Below are 22333 nucleotides of genomic sequence, written 5' to 3' on the forward strand. Positions count from 1 at the left end.
CGCATAACTGCAGACATGAATCTGCCCCTCCCCAAGGACGCGGCCCTGGCAGGCTTTCACCCCGCCGTCAGCGCCTGGTTCAACCGCACTTTCGCGACGGTCACCGCCGCCCAGGCCCGCGCATGGCCGCTGATCCGTCAGCGTCGCTCGACCCTGATCGCCGCGCCCACCGGTTCCGGCAAGACCCTCACCGCGTTCCTGGCGGTGCTCGACGAACTGGTCCATCGTGGCCTGGAAACCCCGGGCGGTCTGCCCGACGAAACCCTGGTTGTCTACGTCTCGCCGCTCAAGGCGCTGTCCAACGACATCCGTATCAACCTGCAGAATCCACTTGAGGGAATCACCGAACAGTTACGTCAGATGGATCTGCCGCCACTGGAAATCACCACCGCCGTACGCACCGGCGACACCCCGCAGAAAGACCGCGCCGCCATGCGCAAGAGCGCGCCGCACATTCTGGTGACCACCCCGGAATCGCTCTATGTACTGCTGGGCTCGGAATCCGGGCGCAAAATGCTCGGCACCACGCGCACGGTGATCGTCGATGAAATCCATGCCATCGCCGCCGGCAAACGCGGCAGCCACCTGGCCCTGAGCCTCGAACGCTTGCAGGCGTTGTGTACCGAACCGCTGACCCGCATCGGTCTGTCGGCCACGCAAAAACCGATCGATGCGGTCGCGCGGTTTCTGGTGGGCCATGAGCGCCCCTGTGAAATCATCGACATCGGCCACGCCCGCCCACGGGATCTGGGCATCGAAGTGCCCCCGGTGCCGTTATCGGCAGTGATGGCCAATGACGTCTGGGAACTGGTCTACGACCGCCTCGCCACACTGGCCCGGGAACACCGCACCACGCTGATTTTCGTCAACACCCGACGCCTGGCCGAACGCTTGAGCCGACACCTGAGCGAACGCCTCGGCAAACACGCCGTAGCGGCGCACCACGGCAGTCTGGCCAAGGAGTTTCGCCTCGACGCCGAGCAGCGGCTCAAGCGTGGCGAACTGCAAGTGCTGATTGCCACCGCATCGCTGGAACTGGGGATCGACATCGGCGAAGTCGACCTCGTGTGTCAGATTGCCTCGCCGCGTTCGATTGCCGGTTTTCTGCAACGGGTCGGCCGTTCCGGACACCAGGTCGGTGGCACGCCCAAGGGACGGCTGTTCGCCACTACCCGCGATGACCTGATCGAATGCGCCGCGCTGCTCGACTGCGTGCGCCGAGGCGAACTCGACACCCTGCACATCCCCGAAGCACCGCTGGACGTGCTGGCGCAACAGATCATCGCCGAAGTCAGTTGTCAGGAGTGGGCCGAAGACGACTTGCTCGCACTGTTCCGTCGCGCCGAACCCTACGCCCGTCTCGATGAAAAACACTATCAGGCGCTGCTGACCATGCTCGCCGAGGGTTACACCGGTCGCCAGGGCATTCGCAGTGCCTATCTGCATCGCGACGCGGTGAGCCGGACCCTGCGCGGGCGGCGCGGCGCAAGGCTGACCGCCGTCACCAGCGGCGGCACCATCCCCGACAACGCCGACTACAGCGTGCTGCTGGAACCCCAAAGCCTGAACATCGGCAGCGTCAACGAAGACTTTGCCGTCGAAAGCATTGCCGGCGATGTGTTCCAGCTCGGCAATACCTCCTACCGGATCCTGCGGGTGGAAACCGGCAAGGTGCGGGTCGAGGATGCCCAGGGCCAGCCGCCGACGATCCCGTTCTGGCTCGGCGAGGCCCCCGGTCGCAGCGCCGAATTGTCGATGGCCGTGGCACGCCTGCAGGCACAGCTCGACGAATTGCTGAGCGCCAGCCCCGGTAATCTGCAACCAGCCCTCGACTGGCTGACTGCAACCCTCGCCCTGGATCCGGCCAGCGCCGAGCAACTTGTGGATTATCTGGCCCGCGCCCGCCTCGCCCTCGGCGCCCTGCCGTCCTGGGATACGTTGCTGATGGAACGGTTTTTCGACGAGTCCGGCGGCACCCAACTGATCATTCATTCGCCGTTCGGCAGTCGAATCAATCGGGCCTGGGGTCTGGCGCTGCGCAAGCGTTTCTGTCGCACCTTCAACTTCGAATTGCAGGCTGCCGCGAGCGAAGACGCCATCGTCCTGTCGCTGTCCACCAGCCACAGTTTCGAACTCGACGACGTCTGGCGTTATCTGCACAGCAACAGTGCCGAGCACATCCTGATTCAGGCGGTGCTGGATGCGCCGCTGTTCGGTGTGCGCTGGCGCTGGAACGCCGGGGTGGCGCTGGCCCTGCCGCGCTACACGGGCGGGCGCAAAGTCGCGCCGCAGTTGCAGCGAATGAAAAGCGAAGACCTGATAGCCAGTGTGTTTCCCGATCAGATCGCCTGCCTGGAAAACCTCGCCGGGGAACGGGAGATCCCCGAGCATCCGCTGGTGGAACAGACCCTCGACGATTGCCTGCACGAAGCGATGGACAGCGAGGGCTGGCTCGAACTCCTGCGGCGCATGGAGCGTGGTGAAGTGCGGCTGATCGCCCGCGACCTTCCGGCGCCCTCGCCGCTGGCCGCGGAAATCCTCAGTGCCCGGCCCTACACCTTTCTCGACGATGCGCCGTTGGAAGAGCGTCGTACCCAGGCGGTGCTGAACCGCCGCTGGAGCGATCCGCAATCCACCGATGATCTGGGCGCGCTGGATGCCGATGCGATAGAAGCCGTGCGCGAAGTGGCGTGGCCGACGCCGAACAATGCCGATGAAATGCACGAAGCGTTGATGACTCTGGCGTGCATCACTGACCGCGAAGTCGAGGCCAACCCGCCATGGCGCGACTGGCTGAATGTCCTGGCCGACACCGGTCGAGCCTGTCGATTGCAGATCGATCGCGATCACCCGCTGTGGCTGGCACGGGAACGCCTGACCTGTCTGCAAGCGCTTTATCCACAGGCGCACTCGACACTGTCGGCGTTGCCCGGTTTCGATGAGGCCTGGACTGCCGACGATGCTCTGGTGGAAGTCATCCGCGCACGACTGAGCGCGTTCGGCCCACTGAGTCTGGAGGCCATCGCCGAGCCCTTGTCATTGCCACCGGCAGACGTTCATCAAGCCCTGGCCCGACTGGAGCGCGAAGGTTATGTGCTGCGTGGTCGCTTCACGCCGGGGCTGACGATTGAAGAATGGTGCGAGCGGCATCTGCTGGCGCGAATCCACCGCTACACCGTCAAGCGTCTGCGCCGGGAAATCGAACCGGTGGCGTTGCAGGACTTCATGCGATTCCTGTTCGACTGGCAGCACCTGTCCCCGTCCACCCGGGGTCAGGGCAGCGCCATGTTGCCGGCGATTGTCGCTCAGTTCGAAGGCTTTCCGGCAGCCGCCTCGGCCTGGGACAGCGACCTCCTTGCGGCGCGGCTCAAGGACTATTCGCCGAGTTGGCTGGATGATCTTTGCCGCAGCGGAAAACTGGTGTGGACGCGGCTCAGCGCCAGGCAGAAAACCGGCGGCGCGGCGCTGCGCAACACGCCGGTGGTGTTACTGCCGCGCAGTCAGGTCGGTTTGTGGAGTTCGCTGGCCGAACAGACGCCGGTCAGCGAACTGTCGCCCAAGACGCAGAAAGTCTTCGAGGCCCTCAGTCAGCACGGGGCGCTGTTTTTCGATGAACTGATTCACGAAGCGCACCTGCTGCGCAGCGAACTGGAAATCGCCTTGCAGGAACTGGTGGGTGCCGGTCTGGTGAATGCCGACAGCTTTGCCGGATTGCGTGCGCTGATCACGCCGGCGAGCAAGCGCCAGCAACGCAGCAGTCGACGCGGGCGCGGGGCGTTCGTGGGTGGCATGGACGATGCCGGGCGCTGGGCGCTGTTACGTCGTGGGCCAGTTGTGGATAGCCGTCAAACCGCGTCGCCCGAAACCCTTGAACACATCGCCATGACCTTGTTGCGTCGTTACGGCGTGGTGTTCTGGCGCCTGCTGGAGCGCGAGGCCGACTGGCTGCCGAGCTGGCGCGAACTCTTGCGCACGTTCCATCGACTGGAGGCCCGGGGTGAGATTCGCGGCGGACGATTTGTCAGTGGCCTGGCCGGCGAACAATTCGCCCTGCCCGAAGCGATTCCGCTGCTGCGCGAAGTGCGCCGCCGGCCCCAGGACGGCAGCCTGATAGCCGTATGCGGGGTCGATCCGCTGAACCTCGCCGGCACCTTGTTGCCCGGCGCGAAAGTCCCGGCGCTGGCGAGCAATCGGCTGGTGTATCGCGACGGCTTGCCGGTGGCAGCCGAAGTCGCCGGCAAGCAGCAGTTCTGGGTGGAGCTGGATCAATCCGTCATGAGCGAAATCCGCGACAGGCTGACCCGTCACTGAGTACGCGCCTGCTCCGGCAGCACCACCGACGAATGCGCCACCCCCTCGTTTTCCTGGCGCGTGGGCAACAGAACCTGCTGTGGATAAGTCTGCGCGAAATGCACCCACGGGCTGTTATCCACAAGCTTTTTCAAACGCTGGTTGAAGGCCCGGCTCACCGCGTATTGCCCGCCGGACACGGTACGAAACTGCGCCGTCAGCACCACGCCGTTCAGGTCCATTTTGTCCACGCCGAATACGTCCAGCGGCCCTTGCAGGTTGTACTTGAGGAACGGGTCTTCGCGGATCGAATCCCCCGCCTCGCGGATCAGCTCGATGGCCTTGTCGACATCCGTGTCGTAGGTGAACTGCACCGAGAAAAACGCGAACGCGAACTGCCGCGATTGATTGGTCACCGCCTTGATCTGACCGAACGGCACCGAATGCACGAAGCCCTTGCCGTCGCGCAGGCGCAGGGTGCGAATGGTCAGGCCTTCGACCGTGCCGGCGTGCCCGGAATCGAGCACCACCCAATCGCCGATCGACAGGGTGTCTTCGATGATGATGAACAACCCGGTGATGACGTCCTGCACCAGTTGCTGCGAGCCGAAACCGATAGCCAGACCGACCACCCCGGCGCCGGCCAGCAGTGGCGCGACGTTGATCCCGAGATTGGCCATGGTGGTGATCGCGCAGATCACCACCAGGATGATTTTGATCGCGTTGCGCAGCAGCGGCAGGATGGTTTTCACCCGGGTGCTGGGCTGGCGCGCCGAGCGTTTGCTGACCGGTGGCTTCAGCGCTTCCTGAATCGCCGTGTCGAGTACCACCCACAGCAGCCACGTCACGAGGAAAATCAGGCCGATGCTGCTCAAGGCATTGCTGATCGCCCGGCCGACGGTGCTGCTTTGCGCGAAGTCGATCAGCGAAACACCCCAGATCCGCCCGAGAATATCGATGAATGCAATCGCGATGACGATCCGCAGCAGCGCATGCAAAAGACTGAGGAACCGCTCCTTGTAGGCACTGCTGCGCTGGATCGCCTCGGCCCGGCGCGACTTGAACAGGTGCTGCAGCACCGTGCTGAGAAACACCGTACCGATCAGCAGCACTGTGGTGAACAGCGCGCAGCGCAGGGCTTTCTGGTTGTCCTCGCCGATGCCGATCAGATTGACCGCCGAAACCAGCACCATCAACACGATCGGCCAGTACCAGAGCCCAGAGAAAATACGCAGTGACTCCTGCAACGACGGCTGTTTCAGACGCTGCGCCAGCGATCGGTTGCGGATCAAGTGCGCCACCGGCCGACGCAGGCGAATCACCAGCAAGCCAAAGATGATGGAAGCCAGCAGCCCGGTGAACACCGCGACACTGCTGGTGATGTTACCGCCCAGCTGCCGGGCGATCTGCGGGCTGGTCAACGCATCGCTGAGCGCTGCAAGGAAGCCGATCAGGAACAGCGGTTTCGGGCAGTAGTCGCGGATGATCTGCACCGCGCGTCGCTTGTGGCCGATGTTGAACATCACCACCACACACAACAGCATCGAGGTGGAAAAAATGCCGCTGCTGGTGGCATAGGCAAAACACAGCGCCAGCGCCCGGCCAACCGAGGCCGACAGGAAGTGGCTGACGTACAGGGTCAACGGCAGACAGATCAGTGCTGGCAGCGTGTAGGGCAACCAATAACCGATCAGATCCTGACTGCGCTGGCGAGTGCGCAACCAGCGCCCCTCACGCATCCGCCTGGCCAAGACACTGCCCAGCACCGTCAGCACGGCGAAGGTGCCGAGCCACACGCCGGACAGCATCATGAAATCCCCGGCCACGCTCCACCCGGAGCGATCCGACGGCTGATTGACCAGTCTGTCGACTTCATCCGCCGCCCGGTCGGCACGCAGGCGCCACGCGTCGACCAGATGCTCGTTGAGGTCGAGTTTGTCCTGCACATCATCAATGCTGGAACTGATGGCGCCGAGCAGTCCGCCCTGCACCAACGGCTCGGGTTCGGCGGTTTTTGCGGTGGCTGCCGGGACGCCCGGCAGACTGGCGGCTTGCACCGCATGGCCACCGGACAACAGCAATGCCCCCAATAGAATCGCGATCCTGAACCTGGTCAAAACGCAAAGCTCCCTTGGTTGAACCTGTAAGGAACTGAGCGTTTTTTGCTCGGCAAAGTTCAAGAACGCGTTGCCGGCGGCTTTTGATCTTTGCGCCGAGGTCAAATATCAAATGCCCGTCCCTGTATTTTTCGCCCCCTGCCAAACCCTGACACTGCGCTCCATTCAATCCCCCTACCGGAGTGCCGTCATGCCCATTGCCTTGCTCGCGCTGACCCTCAGCGCATTCGCCATCGGAACGACCGAGTTCGTCATCGTTGGCCTGCTTCCCACCATCGGCGCCGATCTCGGCGTCAGTCTGCCGTCCGCCGGCCTGCTGGTCAGCCTCTACGCCCTCGGCGTGGCCATCGGTGCGCCGGTGCTGACCGCGCTCACCGGCAAAGTCCCGCGCAAACTGTTGCTGCTGTCGCTGATGGTGCTGTTTACCCTCGGCAACCTGCTGGCCTGGCTGGCGCCGAGTTATGAATCGCTGGTACTGGCGCGGATCGTCACCGGTCTGGCCCACGGCGTGTTCTTCTCCATCGGCTCGACCATCGCCACCAGCCTGGTGCCCAAGGAAAAAGCCGCCAGTGCGATTGCGATCATGTTCACCGGCCTGACCGTGGCGCTGGTCACCGGGGTTCCGCTGGGCACCTTCATCGGCCAGCATTTCGGCTGGCGTGAAACCTTCCTTGCCGTGTCGGCGCTGGGTGTCATCGCGTTTATCGGCAGCTTGCTGTACGTGCCGAAAAACATCGCCCACAGCAAACCGGCGTCGTTGCTGCAACAGCTGCAAGTGCTCAAACAGCCACGCCTGCTGCTGGTGTACGCCATGACCGCTATCGGTTACGGCGGGTCGTTCATTGCCTTCACTTTCCTGGCGCCGATTCTTCAGGACCTCTCAGGCTTCAGTGCCGGCGCGGTCAGCCTGGTGCTGCTGGTGTATGGCGTGTCGGTGGCCGTCGGCAATATCTGGGGCGGCAAACTGGCGGACAAACGCGGGCCGATCAGCGCTCTGAAAATCATCTTCGCCCTGCTCGCCGCCGTGCTGTTCATCCTCACCTTCACCGCCGCCAATCCGTGGCTGGCGCTGGCGACCGTGCTGGTCTGGGGCGCCGTCGCCTTCGGCAATGTGCCGGGCTTGCAGGTTTACGTGGTGCGTCAGGCTGAACATCACACTCCGCAGGCGGTGGATGTGGCTTCGGGGCTGAACATTGCCGCGTTCAATCTCGGCATTGCCGGTGGTGCCTGGGGTGGCGGGCTGATTGTCGCGCATATCGGACTGATCCATACCGCGTGGATCGGCGGGCTGGTAGTACTGGTGGCATGGGCGCTGACAGCGTTGAGCGGTCGCCTCGATCGTCTGGGCCCGGTCCATGCCGAGTCCGCCACAGGCCCCACACGCATCGTTGCCGGCCACTGATCCGACGCTTGCGCCAGAAGATACCGTCCGTAGTCCCGTCGAAACTTTCCCGAACCGCCCACAGTCATCACCAGACAGAGGCTGCACGAGGACTTTCGACGGGAGGACGGCATGACGGCGATTCATATCGGGATTTCGGGCTGGCGCTATGCCCCTTGGCGTGGCGACTTCTACCCACGGGGGCTGGCGCAGAAGCGCGAACTGCAGTTCGCCTCCCGGGCGGTCAACAGCATCGAAATCAACGGATCGTTCTACGCCCTGCAACGGCCGGAACGCTACGCCCAGTGGTACGCCGAGACGCCTGACGACTTTGTGTTCAGCGTCAAGGCGCCGCGCTTCATTACCCACATCCGCCGCTTGCGCGATATCGAAAAGCCCTTGGCGAATTTCTTCGCTTCCGGGGTGCTCGAACTGAAGGAAAAGCTCGGGCCGATACTCTGGCAGTTTCCGCCCAGCTTCAAATTCGATCCGGCTCTTTTCGAACACTTCCTCACGCAACTCCCTCACGACACCCAGGCGGCCGCTGCACTCGCCCGCCAGCACGACGCTCATCTGCACGGCCATGCCAGCCTGAAGGCCTACGGCAAGAAACCTCTGCGGCACGCCGTGGAAATCCGTAACGACAGCTTCATCGATCCGGACTTCGTCCGCTTGCTCAAGCGCTACAACACGGCGCTGGTGATTGCCGACACCGCCGGCAAGTGGCCGTATCGCGAGGATCTCACCAGCGATTTCGTCTACCTGCGCCTGCACGGTGCCGAAGAACTCTATGCCAGCGGCTACACCGAGACGGCCATCAAACGCTGGGCCGAACGCATCGACGCCTGGCAGCACGGCCGGCAACCCCGTGACGCCCACTTGATCGCCCCACGCCTCAAGCCCCGGGCGCGCAAATCACGGGAAGTCTTCTGCTACTTCGACAACGACGTCAAAGTCCGCGCACCTTTCGATGCGCGCAGCCTGCTGCATCGATTCGACCTCGACAAAGACCTTGTCACGGCTCCCGGCGAACCGGTTGCCGAAGGAGTGCTGGCATGAGCATTCCCGAGCCGGTCGGCGTCACCGATGAACAGGCCACCGTCATCACCACGGTACGTCGCTTCACGGTGCTGACGGTCAACACCCACAAAGGCTTCACCGCACTGAACCGGCGTTTCATTCTTCCGGAGTTGCGCGAGGCTGTACGCAGCGTGTCCGCCGACGTGGTGTTTTTGCAGGAAGTGCACGGCACCCACGAACACCATCCCAAGCGCTATGACAACTGGCCGGCCATGCCGCAGTACGAGTTCCTCGCCGACAGCCTGTGGCCACAGTTCGCCTATGGGCGCAACGCGGTGTACCCCGATGGCGATCACGGCAATGCGCTGTTGTCGAAATTCCAGATCGTGCGCCACGACAACCTCGACGTCTCGATCAGCGGCCACGAAAACCGGGGCCTGTTGCACTGCGTCTTGCGTCTGCCGGGAGACGATCGCGAACTGCATGCGATCTGCGTGCACCTGGGCCTGCGGGAAAGCCATCGCAACGCCCAGCTGAGGCTGCTGGGCAAACGCCTGGCCGAGCTACCCGACGACGTGCCGGTCATTGTCGCCGGCGACTTCAACGACTGGCGCCAGCGCGCCGATGCGCTGCTAGCGCCTTGCGGTCTGCGTGAAGTGTTTGCCGAACATCAGGGCAAACCGGCGCGCAGTTTTCCGGCGCGCTGGCCGGCGCTGCGGCTGGACCGCATCTACGTGCGCAACCTCAAAGCCCGCCAGCCCAAGGTCCTTGCCAACCGGCCCTGGTCACACCTGTCCGATCATGTGCCGCTGTCCGTGGAGATCGAACTATGAGCAGCGCGCCGCTGGAAAAAACCGCCGCCGAAACGATCACCCTCAACCCGCCGATACGAGAACCAGGCCATGTCGAGGTCGACTATGGCTGGCAGGGCAGCAACCGTGTCGAACTGCTGGAAAACGGTGAGCAATACTTCCCGCGAGTCTTCGACGCGATGCGTGCGGCAAAGAGCGAAATCCTGCTGGAAACCTTCATCGTTTTCGAAGACAAGGTCGGCAAGGAACTGCAGCAGATCCTGATCGATGCCGCCCGACGTGGCGTGCGCACCACGGTCAGTCTCGACGGCTTCGGCTGCGGTGAACTGAGCACCGGTTATCTGGAGGCGCTGAGCGATGCTGGCGTGCATTTGCAGATCTTCGACCCGGCACCGAAACACCTTGGTTTTCGCACCAACTGGTTCCGTCGCCTGCACCGCAAGATCGTGGTGGTCGACGGGCTGATCGCGTTCATCGGCGGGATCAATTTTTCCGGTGATCACCTGGCCGATTTCGGCCCCGAGGCGAAGCAGGATTACGCGGTGGAAATCCAGGGCCCGGCGGTGACCGATATTCACCATTTCGCCCTGCTGCAAAGCGGTCGCCCCGGCCGGGCGCGCTTCTGGTGGCAGCGCCGGCGCCAGCGACGGGCGGAAATGGCGTTCACCGAGCATGACGGTCAGGTGCGCCTGGTGTTTCGCGACAACGACCAACATCACACCGATATCGAAGACGTTTACTTGCAGGTGCTGCGTCGGGCGAAACGCCGGGTGGTGATCGCCAATGCCTATTTCTTTCCCGGTTATCGCTTGCTGCGCGAGATGCGTAACGCGGCGCGGCGCGGTGTCGATGTGCGACTGATCCTGCAGGGCCAGCCGGACATGCTGGTGGCCAAGCTCGCTGCGCGCATGACTTACGACTATCTGCTGAAGGCCGGGGTGCAGATTCACGAATATTGCCAGCGACCGCTGCACGGCAAAGTCGCTTTGGTGGATGAGGAATGGAGCACCGTCGGCTCGAGCAATCTTGATCCGCTGAGCCTGTCGCTGAACCTCGAGGCCAACGTGCTGATCCGCGACCGGGCCTTCAATCAGGCGCTGTTCGAGCGTCTCGAAGACCTCAGCCAGAACCACTGCAAGGCCATGGACCCGGACAAGGCTCCGCGTGGACGCATCTGGCACATGACCGTGGGTTTTCTGGTGTTTCACTTCCTGCGCCATTTCCCGGCCATGGCCGGTTGGCTGCCCGCGCATAAACCCCGGTTGAAACCCTTCATTGGCAAGCGCGGGAGCGATCCATCATGAGCCGTTCCGATGCACACGCCGCGACGCACTCGCCGACCGTGGCCAGCTCTCGCTGGAGCCGCTGGAAGCGTCCGCTGACGCTGCTGTTTTTTCTTGCACTGATCGTCTTGTTGACGCTGTTCGCCACCCGCATCGAATGGGCTGAAGTGCTGCAAACCCTCGCCGACTTCAAGGTGCGCACGCTGCTCATCGCCGCCAGCCTGACGCTGCTGAGCTTTCTGGTGTACGCCAGTTTCGACCTGATCGGCCGCACCTACATCCGCCAGGACCTGACCTGGAAACAGATCCTGCCGGTGGGCATCATCAGTTATGCGTTCAACCTCAATCTGAGCGCGTGGGTCGGTGGAATCGCCATGCGCTATCGCCTGTATTCGCGGCTCGGGGTGAGCAAAGGCAACATCGCCAAGATCCTCGGGTTGAGCCTGGCTACCAACTGGTTCGGCTACATGACCATTGCCGGTGCGGTGTTCAGCAGCGGACTGGTCAGCATGCCGCCGGGCTGGAAAGTCAGCAGCGATGCGTTACAGGGCATCGGCGTGCTGTTGCTGTTGCTGAGTGCCGGTTATCTGGTTGCGTGCCGGTTTTCCCGACGGCGCGAATGGTCGATCCGCGGGGTGGAAATCAACCTGCCGTCGCTGCGCATGGCCGTTCTGCAACTGCTGCTCGGCGCACTGAACTGGTCGCTGATGGCAGCGGTGATTTTCACTTTGCTGCCGGGCAAACTCGACTACCCGCTGGTGCTCGGCGTGCTGCTGATCAGCGCGATTGCCGGCGTCATCACCCACATTCCGGCGGGGCTCGGGGTGCTCGAAGCCGTGTTCGTCGCCCTGCTGCAACACGAGGCTTCACGCGGCAGCCTGGTGGCCGGTTTGCTGGCCTATCGGGCGATCTATTTTCTGCTGCCGCTGTTGATCACCGTGGTGATGTACCTGGTGGTGGAAGCCAAGGCCAAGGCGTTGCGGATCGAGAAGAAACCCAAATGAGCCTTGCCGCCTGACAGAACGCCTTCGCGAGCGGGCTCGTGCCCAGGAGAACGCATTCCATCGGCAAGATCATCAAGACTGAATGATGCTCAATCGTTCGCCCACCACCATCTCGGTGATCCAGTCGACGAGGATCGAGGTGTACGCCTGCTGCGACGTCGGATCGCTCAGGGCATGGTCGGCGCCGTCGATGATGCGGTGAGTCAGCGAGTGGGTCTGCTGGCACGCGGCGCGATAGCTCATGATCGTCGCGTGAGGTACATAGTCGTCGGTTTCCGATTGCACCAGCAGCACATCCCCGGTGAATTGCGAGCAGGCGTGCAGCGCCCGGTTACTGTCGGCCCGCACCAGGGTACCGCGATAATCGCGCAGGTCGGCCTTGTCCAGATCGCGCTTGGGCGTGTGCCATTGTTCGTCGCGATACAGCGCCGGCACCCGCAGCGCCAGCCAGCGCACCGGGCGCAACGAGGTGAGGATCGAGGCGAGATAGCCGCCGTAGCTGGTGCCGACCACCGCGATAGCCGAAGTGTCCAGCGCCGGGTGCGCGAGCAGCCGGTCGTAGGCCGCCAGCAAGTCACGCAGGTTGTCTTCACGGGTTACCCGGCTCAACGGGATGCCGGTGCCGCCGGTGTGCCCGCGCAGGTCGAACGTCAGGCACACGCAACCCAGACCGGCGATGCCTCTGGCCCGCTCCAGATCCCGCTCCTGGCTGCCGCCCCAACCGTGCACGAACAACACGCCGGGGACTTTCGATCTGGGACTGAGGAAGGTCCCGCTCATCTGTTCGCCATCAATGTCGATCTGAATGCTTTCGCTTCTAGCCGTCATAGGATTGGACCGTTACGTATTTGAGGAGAAAGTCGCTGTTCTCGGCCGGGCCGCGATAGACCTCGATGGCATCCGCCGGCAGTGCCCGGTCAATATAGGTTTCCACTGACGAGACGCGGATCCCGCGCATCGCAGGGTCGTTGACGAAACTCTGCAACGCCGCCACTTCGGCACTGCTGGCGCCACCCATGCGCCAGGATTGTTCGAGCACGCCGCTGCGCGATCGGCCATTGCTGTCCAGGCCCTGAGCGATGTCGTAGTTGCGCCGCGAAGCGTAGAAACGTGGATAGGCCTCATTCGCCGCACTGTCGAACACCTGCGCCTGTTCAATCGCCAACCGCACATCGTCCGGCAGATCCAGTTTCAGCAAATCGTCATAACCGCCCTGCACCACCAGCAGGTTCGAGCCGCCGTAAACCTCTGCACCGTGGGCATCTTCGGTCAAGTATTGATCACCGCAGTAACTGAGCACCCGGTCGCCGATGAACGACTGGCCGACGCTGTGGGTGACGACCCGGCTCAGGTCCTGTTCGAGCACCACGCCTTCAGCGAAGAGCTTTGCGGCATCAGGGCGGACGAGGATTTCGTCGAAAGCATCGAGACTTTCGATCACTTCCTGCCCGCGCCCGGCACAGGCGTGAACCGGTTTGAGACGGATCGGGCCGCTGTACAAAAGATGTTCAGCCGCGGGCCGTGCATCTTCCAGCGCAAACACACTGAGCCCGTCGAGCACGACATTGCGCGTGCGTTCGGAAAACAGCGGCGACCAGCCTTGCGGCGCATGGGCCAGATGGCTGCGCAAACCATGACTGATGGCTTTGGTGCAGATGAAATCGTGCTCGACGAAGCCACCCCACAGATCATCGGAGCCCTTTATGCCCAGTTCATGGGCGCTGGCGGCGCCGACGATGGTTTGGGTCGGCAGCAGATATAAATCGCGACCACGGTGTTGTTGCGCGTCGTAGCTGCCACCGAATTTCAGTCCGAGAATCTGCGCCAGCCAACGGGCCAGAGCCCTGTTGGTCTGCACTTCGTGTTGCGGCGCGTCGGGACGTACGGAGTGGGCGACGACTAATTTTTTGCGAGGTGTCGGGGTCATGCGTCCCCCTTCCAGCGGCTCGGTGAATGTAGGTCAGAGGGTGCAGAGATCAGGCCAAATGATGACGACGCCAAAACCTTTGCGGATCAGTCGATTAGCCTTTTCGTACTGGCGTTGCGCCCGTTTCAATCTGCACGATGCCCGCCACGGCCACGGCATTTTGCACGACCGCGCGGTGCTATCTCGCCAGCGCGGTCGGTGGGGTAACGCCGAACCGATTGCGGTAGTCACTCGGCGCCAGCCCGGTGATTTTCTTGAAGATGGCGCGAAAGGCTCCCGGATCCTGATACCCCACCGTCCACGCAATGTGATCGATGGTGCCGTTGCTGAACTCGAGCATTTCCCGGGCCTTGCCAACCCGCAGGTGCTGACAGTATTCGGTGGGTTTCAGGCCGGTGGCGGCCCGGAAACGACGCAGGAATGTGCGCTCCTCCAGTCCTGATCGCTCGGCCATCGAGGCCAGCGAAACGTCCGTCGCGCCGGTGCTTTGCAGCCAGTGCTGGACCTTGAGAATCGCTGCATCGCCATGGCCGAGGATCGGCGCGAAATTACTGCCGCAGGCACTGGCGCTGTCGCTGTGTTCCATCACCAGAAACCGCGCGGTGGCGCTGGCGATGCTTGGGCCCAACAAACGATCAACCAGTCGCAGTCCCAGCTCCGACCAAGCCATCAGCCCTGCCGTAGTGATCAGGTCGCCGTCGTCGACAATCGGTGTGTCAGCCTTGAGCCTGATCTGCGGATAACGCTCGGCAAATGCCTTGGCCGAGGTCCAGTGAGTGGTGGCGCTGCGACCGTTGAGCAGACCGCTTTCGGCCAGCAACCACGAGCCCACGCAGACGCCGCCCAGTGTCGCACCGCGAGCATGTTGGTCGCGCAGCCATTGCAGCAATTGCGGCGATGCCTGCTCTGCGCTGAACCCGGCGATCGAAGGTGGGATCAGCACCGCCAGCAACCCCGTTTCGGTAGCAGGATGACTGTCGTAAACCCTGACCGGTGCCTGCTCGTTCTCGACCTGCCAGTGACTCACCCGCAGGCGCGGCAATTGCTCGGCCCGATGCTCGGCAGCGATCCGCTCGGCCACGCCGAACAGGTCGGTCAAACCGTGCACCGCCGCCATCTGCGCACCGGGATAAATCAGCACGCCCAGCTCGGCAACGGCCCGTTCAACACCCATTGTCAGTTTTCCCCTGCTTATTGTCGGTGCGGCCAATCCTCGAAACCGAGCTCCGCGCCAATACTGAATCCACTCTCAACAACACTTCGAGGACACCCCCATGGCCAGGCAAGCACTCATCGTAGTCGATATCCAGAACGACTACTTCCCCCAGGGCAAGTGGCCGCTGTCAGGCGTCGAGGCCGCCGCCGACAACGCGGCCCGGCTGATCGCCGCTTTCCGTGAAGCGGGTAAAGCGGTGATACATATCCGTCACGAGTTCGCCTCTGCAGACGCAGCGTTTTTTGCTCCGGGCTCCGAGGGCGCAAAGCTTCACCCCAAGGTGCTCAACCGCGCCGACGAACCGGTGGTGCTCAAACACTTCGTCAACGCATTCCGCGAAACCGAACTGCAATCGATCCTCGATGAACAGGAGATCAAGGAGCTGGTAGTGGTGGGCAGCATGAGCCATATGTGCATCGATGGGGTCGCCCGTGCGGCGGCGGATCTGGGCTACACCGTCACGGTGATCCACGATGCCTGCGCCACCCGCGATCTGGAATTCAATGGCCTGACCGTGCCGGCGGCCCAGGTGCATGCGGCGTTCATGTCTTCGCTGGCATTTGCCTACGCCAGTGTGGTCTCGGCAGACGAATTCCTCGCGGCCAGCCGCCAATCCTCGTAACGAAGCTTCATAAAAATACGGGCCCGCCATGTTGCGGGCCTTTTTTCGTGCGCTGAAAAAATCTCACGCGTGAGCCATTGATGGCACTTTGGATTGGCTGTAGTGTGGCTCACGCGTGAGATGTTCATAACGGAGTCATCGCCATGAAAAGCACCTCCCCTGCAACAAAATCGGAAAGCCCGAAGGGAGTGAGCTCGACACCGTCCGCGAAAAAACCGTCGAGCTTCTACATGAAGCAGATGCGCGCGGGCCTGGCTGCCGCCGGTTATGTGAAACACGAAACTTGGGTGCTTCCCGAAAACCGAAGCTTGCTCAAGCAAATGGAGCAACAGCTACGCCAACCGATTCTGGCTGGCTCATTCATGTCGGAGAATTACATGAGCGCAGGCAACAACTGGAACATCGATAGCCTCTACAACGCTTTCAAGGCGCTGGACGAGGTGGCTTCGCACGAGATCACGCTGTCCCTGATCCAGAGCGCCGAACCCAGCCTCAAACTGGAAATGAACGAATTCGGCGGCCTGCCGATTCACATCGCCATCGCCGGCCAGCAAATCATCGTCGACACCGTGCTGGTGGACATCGATTCGATCACCGACGTGCGCGCCTTCAACGACGCCGTGTTGCGCAGCCGGGAAATGTTCCCGCTGTCGTCGATCGGCATCGAGACCATGCCCAACGGGCAGACCGTCTACAACATGTTCGGCGCACTGAGCGCGGATTCGAGCCTGACCAACGTGGTCACCGAGGTGAAAACCCTGGTCGATAACGTGCAGCGCGCCAGCGAAGCCTTCGAACACTTCTTCAAGTAATCAACAGGGAAAATCCAATGACTCAGTCCATCTGGAGCAAGTTGTTCACCGCTCTGCGCGGCGGCGCCAGTGAAGTCGGCGAAGCGATCGTCGATCAACAGGCCCTGCGCATCCTCGATCAGGAAATTCGTGACGCCGACAGCGCCCTGTCCAATGCCCGTCGCGAACTGGTCACCATCATGGCCAAGCACAAACTCTCCGCCGACCGCGTGAGCGAGTACGACGCCAAGATCAAGGATCTGGAAGCCAAGGCCGTTTCCGCGCTGAACGCCGGCCGTGAAGACCTGGCCATGGAAGTGGCCGAAGCGATTTCGACTCTGACCAACGACCTGAACACCGAGAAAGCCCAGAGCGACGAGTTCGGCACCTACGCCGACAACATGCGCAAGGACATCAACAAGGCCGAAGCGCGGATCAAGAGCCTGCGCCAGCAAGTGGACATGGCCAAGGCCCGTGAAAGCGTGCAGAAGGCCCAGGTCAGCGCATCCATCGCCAGCGGCGGCGCCAATGGCAAACTGGAAACCGCGGTCGGCACCCTGAACCGTTTGCAGGAAAAGCAAAAACAACGCGCCGCCGAGCTGAACGCTCAGGACGAACTGGCCGATGCCACGACCGGCAACGACCTGGAACGCAAGCTGCGCGAAGCCGGCATCACGCCGAACGAAGGCAGCGCCAACGCGATTCTCGAGCGCCTGAAGCAGAAGTCGGCCCAGTAAGGGCGACAGGTAAAAGAAGGGCACCCGGTGCCCTTCTTTTTTGCCTGCTCGTTCGTCGCGAGGCCGGTACACTAGCGGCGTTTTGCCAACGAACACCTCCACCCGCTTCAAGGAATGTACCCATGGGATGGTTAAAGAACTTGCTCGGCGCCGGCTCGGCCCCCGTACGCGACACGGCCGGCGGCCCGCTGGGGCTGGCGCAGGGCAAGGCGATCCGCTTCGATTCGACGCTCGGCCTGCTGCTCGACGGCAGCACCTCGGTAAGGGTTCCCGATGCCCAGGCCATCTGGAGCGCCGGCTGGATCGACCTCGGTCAGTCGAACAAGCTGCATCGTTACTACCTGGACAACGAAGATTTCTGGCTGCAGGTTCACGTCACCGGCGACGATCAGGTCGAATCAGTGACGTTGTTCAATTACCTCAGCTACGTCACGGTCAACAGTGATGCCGAGCTGCAGCGCCTGGCGGGCCCGAACAGCCTGATCGGTCTGCCGGCCTATACCCATGAGGGCATTACCTTTACCCGCGAATGGGGTACCGAACGTGGCCAGACCGAACTGGTCCCGCTCACCGAGCAAGTGGTCAATCCCGACGAGTCCTACACCATCGAACACCATTCGATGCTGTACGCCCGGGAAACCGGACTGACCGACCGTCGCGAACTGCTGCTGTTCTCCGTCGAACAGGACGAAGAAGGTACCGTCAGCCTGAGCACATCGCTGGGCATCTCGCTGTACACCACCGATCTGAGCACCATTTAAAAGGAAGTTCCTCATGCTGGAAGTGCTGTCCGTTTCCCTGAACAAGGCCGCGCTGGTGGGCTTCGCCGCCTATCTGATCGGCGCCGTACTGCTGTTCATGCTGTTTCAGTTCGTCTACACGCGCATCACGCCGCACAAGGAGTTCGAACTGATTCGCGCCGGCAACAACGCGGCGGCCATTGCCCTGTCGGGTGCGATCATCGGTTTCGCGATTCCGGCGAGCAACATCATCGCTCACTCGATCAACGTCCTCGATTTCGTTCTCTGGGCCGTGATCGCTGCCGTGGTGCAACTGCTGGCCTTCCTGGCCACCGGGCTGGTGCTCAAGGGCACATCCCAACGCATCGCCAACGGTGAAGTCGCCGCCGGCATCTACGTGGCGGCGGTGGCAATCAGCGTCGGCATGCTCAACGCCGCATGCATGACCCCGTCCTACTGATCGGCAGGAAGCCTGAGATGAAACGAAGCAAGTACGTCCAACTGTCACTGGCCGCCTCGGTGGCCCTGGCGATTTCCGGTGAAGCGGCCGCCGAGGCACAACAGCGCACCTTCCAGAGCGTGGAACAGTGCGTCGACGCCGAAGTGGCAGCCGATGCCTGCTCGAATGCCTACATCGCAGCGCTGGCCGAACACCGGCGCATCGCCCCGGCGTACGACGACAAAAGCAAGTGTGATGCGGACTTTGCCGCCGGTTGGTGTCAGAAAAATTCCGATGGGCGTTTTGTACCGAAGCTCGGTGGATTCAAGGTTTCGCCAAATCCTGAACCGGCACAGAACCTCGATGCGATTGCCAATGCGCAGATGCCGGCGGGCGATGCCGAACCTGTCCAGACCCAGAGTACGACGCACGTCTCCAGCGGTGGCGGGTCGAGTAACGGCTGGCTCACCGGATGGTTGATCGGCAATGCCATGAGCAACAACACGCGGACGGTGTATCGCGACCGCCCTGCCCGTCAGACGTACGACACTTCGACGCTGAACCGGCGTATCGAATCGACGCGCACCAGCAGCAGTTCGGACTACACCAGCTCCCGGAGCAAACCGGTCAACGTGGCGTCTTCGACGTCCCGTGGCGGTTTCGGCAGCCAGTCCAGCGCCCGCAGCGGTTGGGGCGGCTGGGGCAGTTCGAGCAGCTGATGAAGAAGATCCATTGCGCCGAGCGCCACGACTGGAAACAGACGGCCGAAAGCCTCGGCTTCCTGTTCCACACCATCAACGACGAGCCCTACTGGGACGAGCGCGCGTACTACCAGTTCACGCTCGCACAGATCGAAAACGATCTCGAGGATCCGACTGCCGAACTGCATGAGATGTGCATGGATCTGGTGGGTCGGGTCGTGCACAGCGAAGAACTGCTCGATCGCCTGAGCATCCCCGCGCCGTACTACGACATGATCCGAACGTCCTGGCTGGAAGGTCATCCGCATCTGTACGGGCGCATGGACTTCTCCTACAGCGGCAACGGCCCGGCGAAACTGCTGGAACTCAACTACGACACGCCCACCAGTCTTTACGAGGCCTCGGCATTCCAGTGGGGCTGGCTGGAGCAATGCATCGAGCGCGGGATGCTGCCGCGCCATGCCGACCAGTTCAACAGCATCGACACACGATTGCATGAAGCCTTTGCCGCGTTGAAGCTCAAGCGTCCTTTCTACTTTGCCTCGATGAAAGGCTCCGTCGAAGACAAGGGCACCACGGACTACCTGCGACTGATCGCGGAGAAGGTCGGCATCGAATCCCGGCACATCGATATCGAAGACATCGGCCTGACGAGTGAAGGGCGTTTCGTCGACCTCGAGGATCGCTGGATCCCGCACCTGTTCAAGCTGCACGCGTGGGAATTCATCTTCCACGAGCCGTTCGGTGCCGCCATTGCCGACTGCGATACGCAGTTTTTCGAACCGGCGTGGAAAGCCATTCTCTCGAACAAGGGCGCCCTGCCCCTGCTCTGGGAGTTGCACAAGGGGCATCCGAATCTGCTGGCGGCGCATCTCGATCCGAATCCGACCAGCGCGGTGCCCAGAGGCTGGGTGCGCAAACCCTACTTCTCCCGGGAAGGTGCCAACATCGAGCTGCAAACTGCCGACGGTCTGATCGTCAAAGAGGATGGTCCCTACACGGATGCGCCCTTCATCCTGCAGGAATTTGCGCCGCTGCCGAAGTTCGATGACAGCTACACACTGATCGGGTCATGGGTCATCGGCGATCAAGCGGCGGGAATTGGCGTGCGCGAGGACAACAGCCTGATCACCAAGGATTCGAGCCGGTTCCTGCCGCATCTGATTCTTGACTGAAAAACCTGCGCCCATGAAAAAGGCCCGTCGTGTTCAGCGACGGGCCTTTTTGTTCAAAGCGGATGCAGCAGCGAATCAGAACGGAATGTCGTCATCGAAGCTGTCGAAATCCGGAGCCGGTTGCGGTGCGGCCTGCTGAGGAGCCGGACGCTGTTGCGGTGCCGACTGCTGCGGACGCGGGGCCTGCTGGCGTGGCGCCTGCTGCTGATAGTTGTTGCCACCGCCTTGTTGGTCGCCCTGTTGTGGACGGCCGCCCAGCAGTTGCATGGTGCCTTGCATGTCGACCACGATTTCGGTGGTGTAACGCTTGATGCCGTCCTTTTCCCACTCACGGGTCTGCAGTTTGCCTTCGATGTAAACCTGCGAACCCTTGCGCAGGTATTCGCCGGCGATTTCGGCAACCTTGCCGAACATCGATACGCGGTGCCATTCGGTCTTCTCGACCTTCTGACCGGTCTGCTTGTCGGTCCACTGTTCGCTGGTTGCCAGACTCAGGTTGGTCACGGCGTTACCGTTAGGCAAGTAGCGAACTTCGGGATCCTGGCCGCAAGTGCCGACCAATATGACTTTGTTAACCCCACGGGCCATAACGTTCTCCTAGGCTTCGCAAGCAGCCTCGGCCGGGTTGTTCACCAGGCGTTCGAGGGTGTCGCGATCCACTAATTCTTTATCCAGTTTGATGTAAACAGCCGCTTCATCGGCGACTATCACTGCATCCGTTACCCCCACGAGGGCCCTGAGGCGCTCGACCAGACCCGCTTCGCGGATCGCCTCGGGCGACAACGGCAAGCGCAGGCTCGTCACGTAGGGTGGTTCGCGCATGGTAACAGCAAAGGCCAGCCAGATGGCAGCCAGCCCGGCACATCCAAGGAAGACAACCGACAGACCGCCATGCTGGAACATCCAGCCACCGAGAATCCCGCCGAGTGCCGAACCGAGGAACTGGCTGGTGGAATACACGCCCATGGCCGTGCCCTTTCCGCCTGCCGGTGAAACCTTGCTGATCAGCGACGGCAGCGAAGCTTCCAGCAGATTGAACGCGGTGAAGAACACCACCGTGCCGATCACCAGAGCCCGCAGGCTGTCGCCGAACTGCCAGAAGAATAGCTCAGTGAGCATCAGCGTCATGACGGCGCCGAGCAAAACTCGTTTCATTTTGCGTTTCTTCTCGCCGTAGATGATGAACGGGATCATGGCGAAGAAAGAGATCAGCAAGGCTGTGAGGTAGACCCACCAGTGCTGTTCCTTGGGCAGCCCGGCCTTTTCCACCAGCGCCAGAGGCAGTGCGACGAAGCTCGACATCAACATCGCATGTAACACAAAAATGCCCAGATCCAGTCGCAGCAGGTCCGGATGCTTGAGCGTGGGCATCAATGCCTGACGCGCAACGCCGGACTCGCGATGACTCAGCGGCCCGGTGGATTTCGGCACCATGAACTGCACGATCACGATACCCACCAGCGCCATGCCGCCAGTGGCCAGGAACAGGCCGGAAAGACCGAATGCGCGAGTCAGCAGCGGGCCGACCACCATGGCCACGGCGAACGAAAGGCCGATGGTCATACCGATCATCGCCATCGCTTTGGTGCGATGCTGTTCGCGGGTCAGGTCCGAAAGCAGGGCCATGACCGCCGCGGAAATCGCCCCGGCGCCCTGCAGGATGCGACCGGCGATCACGCCCCAGATCGAATCCGCCTGGGCCGCCAGTACACTGCCGAGGGCAAAGACGATCAGTCCCAGGAAAATCACCGGACGGCGGCCGATACGGTCGGAAATGATTCCGAACGGGATCTGGAAAATCGCCTGGGTCAGGCCGTAGGCGCCAATCGCCAGCCCGATGAGGGCCGGGGTCGCTCCCGCCAGATCCATGCCATAGGTCGCCAGTACCGGCAGCACCATGAACATGCCAAGCATACGGAAGGCGAACACCAGGGCCAGACCGCTCGCCGCGCGGGTCTCGCTGCCACTCATGCGTTCGCTGTGGGGATCGTGCATGGAAAAACCTCGTGTGAACCGGCGGCGATTCTACCAGTCCCATCGGAAGACGGGGTATATCGCGACGCTTTGCCACGTACAGA

19 protein-coding genes are annotated in these 22333 nt (G+C 62.2%); 13 read left to right on the forward strand and 6 right to left on the reverse strand.

Going from position 1 to position 22333, the window contains the following annotated elements:
• Positions 1-15: 15 nt before the first annotated feature.
• Positions 16-4311, forward strand: a complete 4296-nt coding sequence (locus ACK6BI_RS05775; protein WP_409316319.1) for a DEAD/DEAH box helicase — start codon at positions 16-18, stop codon at positions 4309-4311.
• Here ACK6BI_RS05775 and ACK6BI_RS05780 read toward each other — a convergent pair.
• Positions 4305-6407, reverse strand: coding sequence for a mechanosensitive ion channel domain-containing protein (locus ACK6BI_RS05780; RefSeq protein WP_409316320.1), 2103 nt, complete (start codon positions 6405-6407; stop codon positions 4305-4307). The two genes, ACK6BI_RS05775 and ACK6BI_RS05780, sit on opposite strands and share 7 nt — an antisense overlap.
• A gap of 190 nt (positions 6408-6597) precedes the next feature.
• On the opposite strand from ACK6BI_RS05780, the gene ACK6BI_RS05785 reads away from it, so the two are divergent.
• The 5 genes from ACK6BI_RS05785 (at position 6598) to ACK6BI_RS05805 (ending at position 11907) form a co-directional block, all read left to right on the forward strand.
• Entirely contained in the window at positions 6598-7809 is a 1212-nt protein-coding gene (locus ACK6BI_RS05785; protein ID WP_409316321.1) for an MFS transporter, read from the forward strand.
• Between the two features lie 111 nt (positions 7810-7920).
• Positions 7921-8847, forward strand: coding sequence for a DUF72 domain-containing protein (locus ACK6BI_RS05790; protein WP_409316322.1), 927 nt, complete (start codon positions 7921-7923; stop codon positions 8845-8847).
• Positions 8844-9641 (forward strand): endonuclease/exonuclease/phosphatase family protein, encoded by a 798-nt coding sequence (locus ACK6BI_RS05795; RefSeq protein ID WP_409316323.1) that lies wholly within the window; start codon positions 8844-8846, stop codon positions 9639-9641. The genes ACK6BI_RS05790 and ACK6BI_RS05795 overlap by 4 nt, the downstream gene beginning before the upstream one ends.
• Positions 9638-10924 carry a cardiolipin synthase ClsB gene (clsB, locus tag ACK6BI_RS05800; RefSeq protein ID WP_409316324.1) on the forward strand — a complete coding sequence of 429 codons (1287 nt, stop codon included), beginning with the start codon at positions 9638-9640 and terminating at the stop codon, positions 10922-10924. The genes ACK6BI_RS05795 and clsB overlap by 4 nt, the downstream gene beginning before the upstream one ends.
• Positions 10921-11907 (forward strand): lysylphosphatidylglycerol synthase domain-containing protein, encoded by a 987-nt coding sequence (locus ACK6BI_RS05805; protein ID WP_409316325.1) that lies wholly within the window; start codon positions 10921-10923, stop codon positions 11905-11907. The genes clsB and ACK6BI_RS05805 overlap by 4 nt, the downstream gene beginning before the upstream one ends.
• Before the next feature lie 72 nt (positions 11908-11979).
• Here ACK6BI_RS05805 and ACK6BI_RS05810 read toward each other — a convergent pair whose 3' ends face one another.
• The 3 genes from ACK6BI_RS05810 to ACK6BI_RS05820 all read right to left on the reverse strand — a co-directional run bounded on the left by ACK6BI_RS05810 (position 11980) and on the right by ACK6BI_RS05820 (position 15008).
• Complete coding sequence (locus tag ACK6BI_RS05810) at positions 11980-12735, reverse strand: alpha/beta hydrolase family protein (RefSeq protein ID WP_409316326.1); 756 nt, start codon at positions 12733-12735, stop codon at positions 11980-11982.
• Positions 12725-13834 (reverse strand): DUF3182 family protein, encoded by a 1110-nt coding sequence (locus tag ACK6BI_RS05815; protein ID WP_409316327.1) that lies wholly within the window; start codon positions 13832-13834, stop codon positions 12725-12727. The genes ACK6BI_RS05810 and ACK6BI_RS05815 overlap by 11 nt, the downstream gene beginning before the upstream one ends.
• A gap of 178 nt (positions 13835-14012) precedes the next feature.
• Positions 14013-15008, reverse strand: coding sequence for a GlxA family transcriptional regulator (locus ACK6BI_RS05820; protein ID WP_409316328.1), 996 nt, complete (start codon positions 15006-15008; stop codon positions 14013-14015).
• 100 nt (positions 15009-15108) lie between these two features.
• Between ACK6BI_RS05820 and ACK6BI_RS05825 the strand changes: the two genes are divergently transcribed.
• From ACK6BI_RS05825 to ACK6BI_RS05855, 7 genes are all read left to right on the forward strand, one after another.
• A complete protein-coding gene (locus tag ACK6BI_RS05825) occupies positions 15109-15672 on the forward strand; it encodes a cysteine hydrolase family protein (RefSeq protein WP_409316329.1) in 564 nt (187 codons plus the stop codon).
• A gap of 143 nt (positions 15673-15815) precedes the next feature.
• Positions 15816-16484 carry a YjfI family protein gene (locus tag ACK6BI_RS05830; protein WP_409316330.1) on the forward strand — a complete coding sequence of 223 codons (669 nt, stop codon included), beginning with the start codon at positions 15816-15818 and terminating at the stop codon, positions 16482-16484.
• Between the two features lie 17 nt (positions 16485-16501).
• Positions 16502-17200: a PspA/IM30 family protein gene (locus tag ACK6BI_RS05835; RefSeq protein ID WP_409316331.1), complete on the forward strand. Its 699-nt coding sequence runs from the start codon at positions 16502-16504 to the stop codon at positions 17198-17200.
• Positions 17201-17322: 122 nt separating this feature from the next.
• Entirely contained in the window at positions 17323-17961 is a 639-nt protein-coding gene (locus ACK6BI_RS05840; RefSeq protein WP_409316332.1) for a DUF2491 family protein, read from the forward strand.
• Positions 17962-17974: 13 nt separating this feature from the next.
• Positions 17975-18400 (forward strand): DUF350 domain-containing protein, encoded by a 426-nt coding sequence (locus ACK6BI_RS05845; protein ID WP_409316333.1) that lies wholly within the window; start codon positions 17975-17977, stop codon positions 18398-18400.
• 17 nt (positions 18401-18417) lie between these two features.
• Positions 18418-19098: a DUF1190 domain-containing protein gene (locus tag ACK6BI_RS05850; protein ID WP_409316334.1), complete on the forward strand. Its 681-nt coding sequence runs from the start codon at positions 18418-18420 to the stop codon at positions 19096-19098.
• Entirely contained in the window at positions 19098-20255 is a 1158-nt protein-coding gene (locus ACK6BI_RS05855) for a glutathionylspermidine synthase family protein (RefSeq protein ID WP_409316335.1), read from the forward strand. Before ACK6BI_RS05850 ends, ACK6BI_RS05855 begins: the two co-directional genes overlap by 1 nt.
• Before the next feature lie 75 nt (positions 20256-20330).
• Here the strand turns inward: ACK6BI_RS05855 and ACK6BI_RS05860 are convergent, their stop codons facing one another.
• Together ACK6BI_RS05860 and ACK6BI_RS05865 are read right to left on the reverse strand one after the other, a co-directional pair.
• Positions 20331-20843, reverse strand: coding sequence for a single-stranded DNA-binding protein (locus ACK6BI_RS05860; protein WP_065259516.1), 513 nt, complete (start codon positions 20841-20843; stop codon positions 20331-20333).
• A gap of 9 nt (positions 20844-20852) precedes the next feature.
• Complete coding sequence (locus ACK6BI_RS05865) at positions 20853-22250, reverse strand: MFS transporter (RefSeq protein WP_409316336.1); 1398 nt, start codon at positions 22248-22250, stop codon at positions 20853-20855.
• Positions 22251-22333 lie beyond the last annotated feature (83 nt).

It is taken from the genome of Pseudomonas sp. KCJK9016, assembly GCF_046231795.1.
Taxonomy (GTDB): Bacteria; Pseudomonadota; Gammaproteobacteria; order Pseudomonadales; family Pseudomonadaceae; genus Aquipseudomonas; species Aquipseudomonas bananamidigenes.

Bases quoted from the DNA above. Each gene is read 5' to 3' on its own strand.
- ACK6BI_RS05775 (WP_409316319.1), top strand. From the start codon at position 16: ATGAATCTGCCCCTCCCCAAGGACGCGGCCCTGGCAGGCTTTCACCCC.
- ACK6BI_RS05785 (WP_409316321.1), top strand. From the start codon at position 6,598: ATGCCCATTGCCTTGCTCGCGCTGACCCTCAGCGCATTCGCCATCGGA.
- ACK6BI_RS05790 (WP_409316322.1), top strand. From the start codon at position 7,921: ATGACGGCGATTCATATCGGGATTTCGGGCTGGCGCTATGCCCCTTGG.
- ACK6BI_RS05795 (WP_409316323.1), top strand. From the start codon at position 8,844: ATGAGCATTCCCGAGCCGGTCGGCGTCACCGATGAACAGGCCACCGTC.
- clsB (WP_409316324.1), top strand. From the start codon at position 9,638: ATGAGCAGCGCGCCGCTGGAAAAAACCGCCGCCGAAACGATCACCCTC.
- ACK6BI_RS05805 (WP_409316325.1), top strand. From the start codon at position 10,921: ATGAGCCGTTCCGATGCACACGCCGCGACGCACTCGCCGACCGTGGCC.
- ACK6BI_RS05810 (WP_409316326.1), bottom strand. From the start codon at position 12,735: ATGACGGCTAGAAGCGAAAGCATTCAGATCGACATTGATGGCGAACAG.
- ACK6BI_RS05815 (WP_409316327.1), bottom strand. From the start codon at position 13,834: ATGACCCCGACACCTCGCAAAAAATTAGTCGTCGCCCACTCCGTACGT.
- ACK6BI_RS05820 (WP_409316328.1), bottom strand. From the start codon at position 15,008: ATGGGTGTTGAACGGGCCGTTGCCGAGCTGGGCGTGCTGATTTATCCC.
- ACK6BI_RS05825 (WP_409316329.1), top strand. From the start codon at position 15,109: ATGGCCAGGCAAGCACTCATCGTAGTCGATATCCAGAACGACTACTTC.
- ACK6BI_RS05830 (WP_409316330.1), top strand. From the start codon at position 15,816: ATGAAAAGCACCTCCCCTGCAACAAAATCGGAAAGCCCGAAGGGAGTG.
- ACK6BI_RS05835 (WP_409316331.1), top strand. From the start codon at position 16,502: ATGACTCAGTCCATCTGGAGCAAGTTGTTCACCGCTCTGCGCGGCGGC.
- ACK6BI_RS05840 (WP_409316332.1), top strand. From the start codon at position 17,323: ATGGGATGGTTAAAGAACTTGCTCGGCGCCGGCTCGGCCCCCGTACGC.
- ACK6BI_RS05845 (WP_409316333.1), top strand. From the start codon at position 17,975: ATGCTGGAAGTGCTGTCCGTTTCCCTGAACAAGGCCGCGCTGGTGGGC.
- ACK6BI_RS05850 (WP_409316334.1), top strand. From the start codon at position 18,418: ATGAAACGAAGCAAGTACGTCCAACTGTCACTGGCCGCCTCGGTGGCC.
- ACK6BI_RS05855 (WP_409316335.1), top strand. From the start codon at position 19,098: ATGAAGAAGATCCATTGCGCCGAGCGCCACGACTGGAAACAGACGGCC.
- ACK6BI_RS05860 (WP_065259516.1), bottom strand. From the start codon at position 20,843: ATGGCCCGTGGGGTTAACAAAGTCATATTGGTCGGCACTTGCGGCCAG.
- ACK6BI_RS05865 (WP_409316336.1), bottom strand. From the start codon at position 22,250: ATGCACGATCCCCACAGCGAACGCATGAGTGGCAGCGAGACCCGCGCG.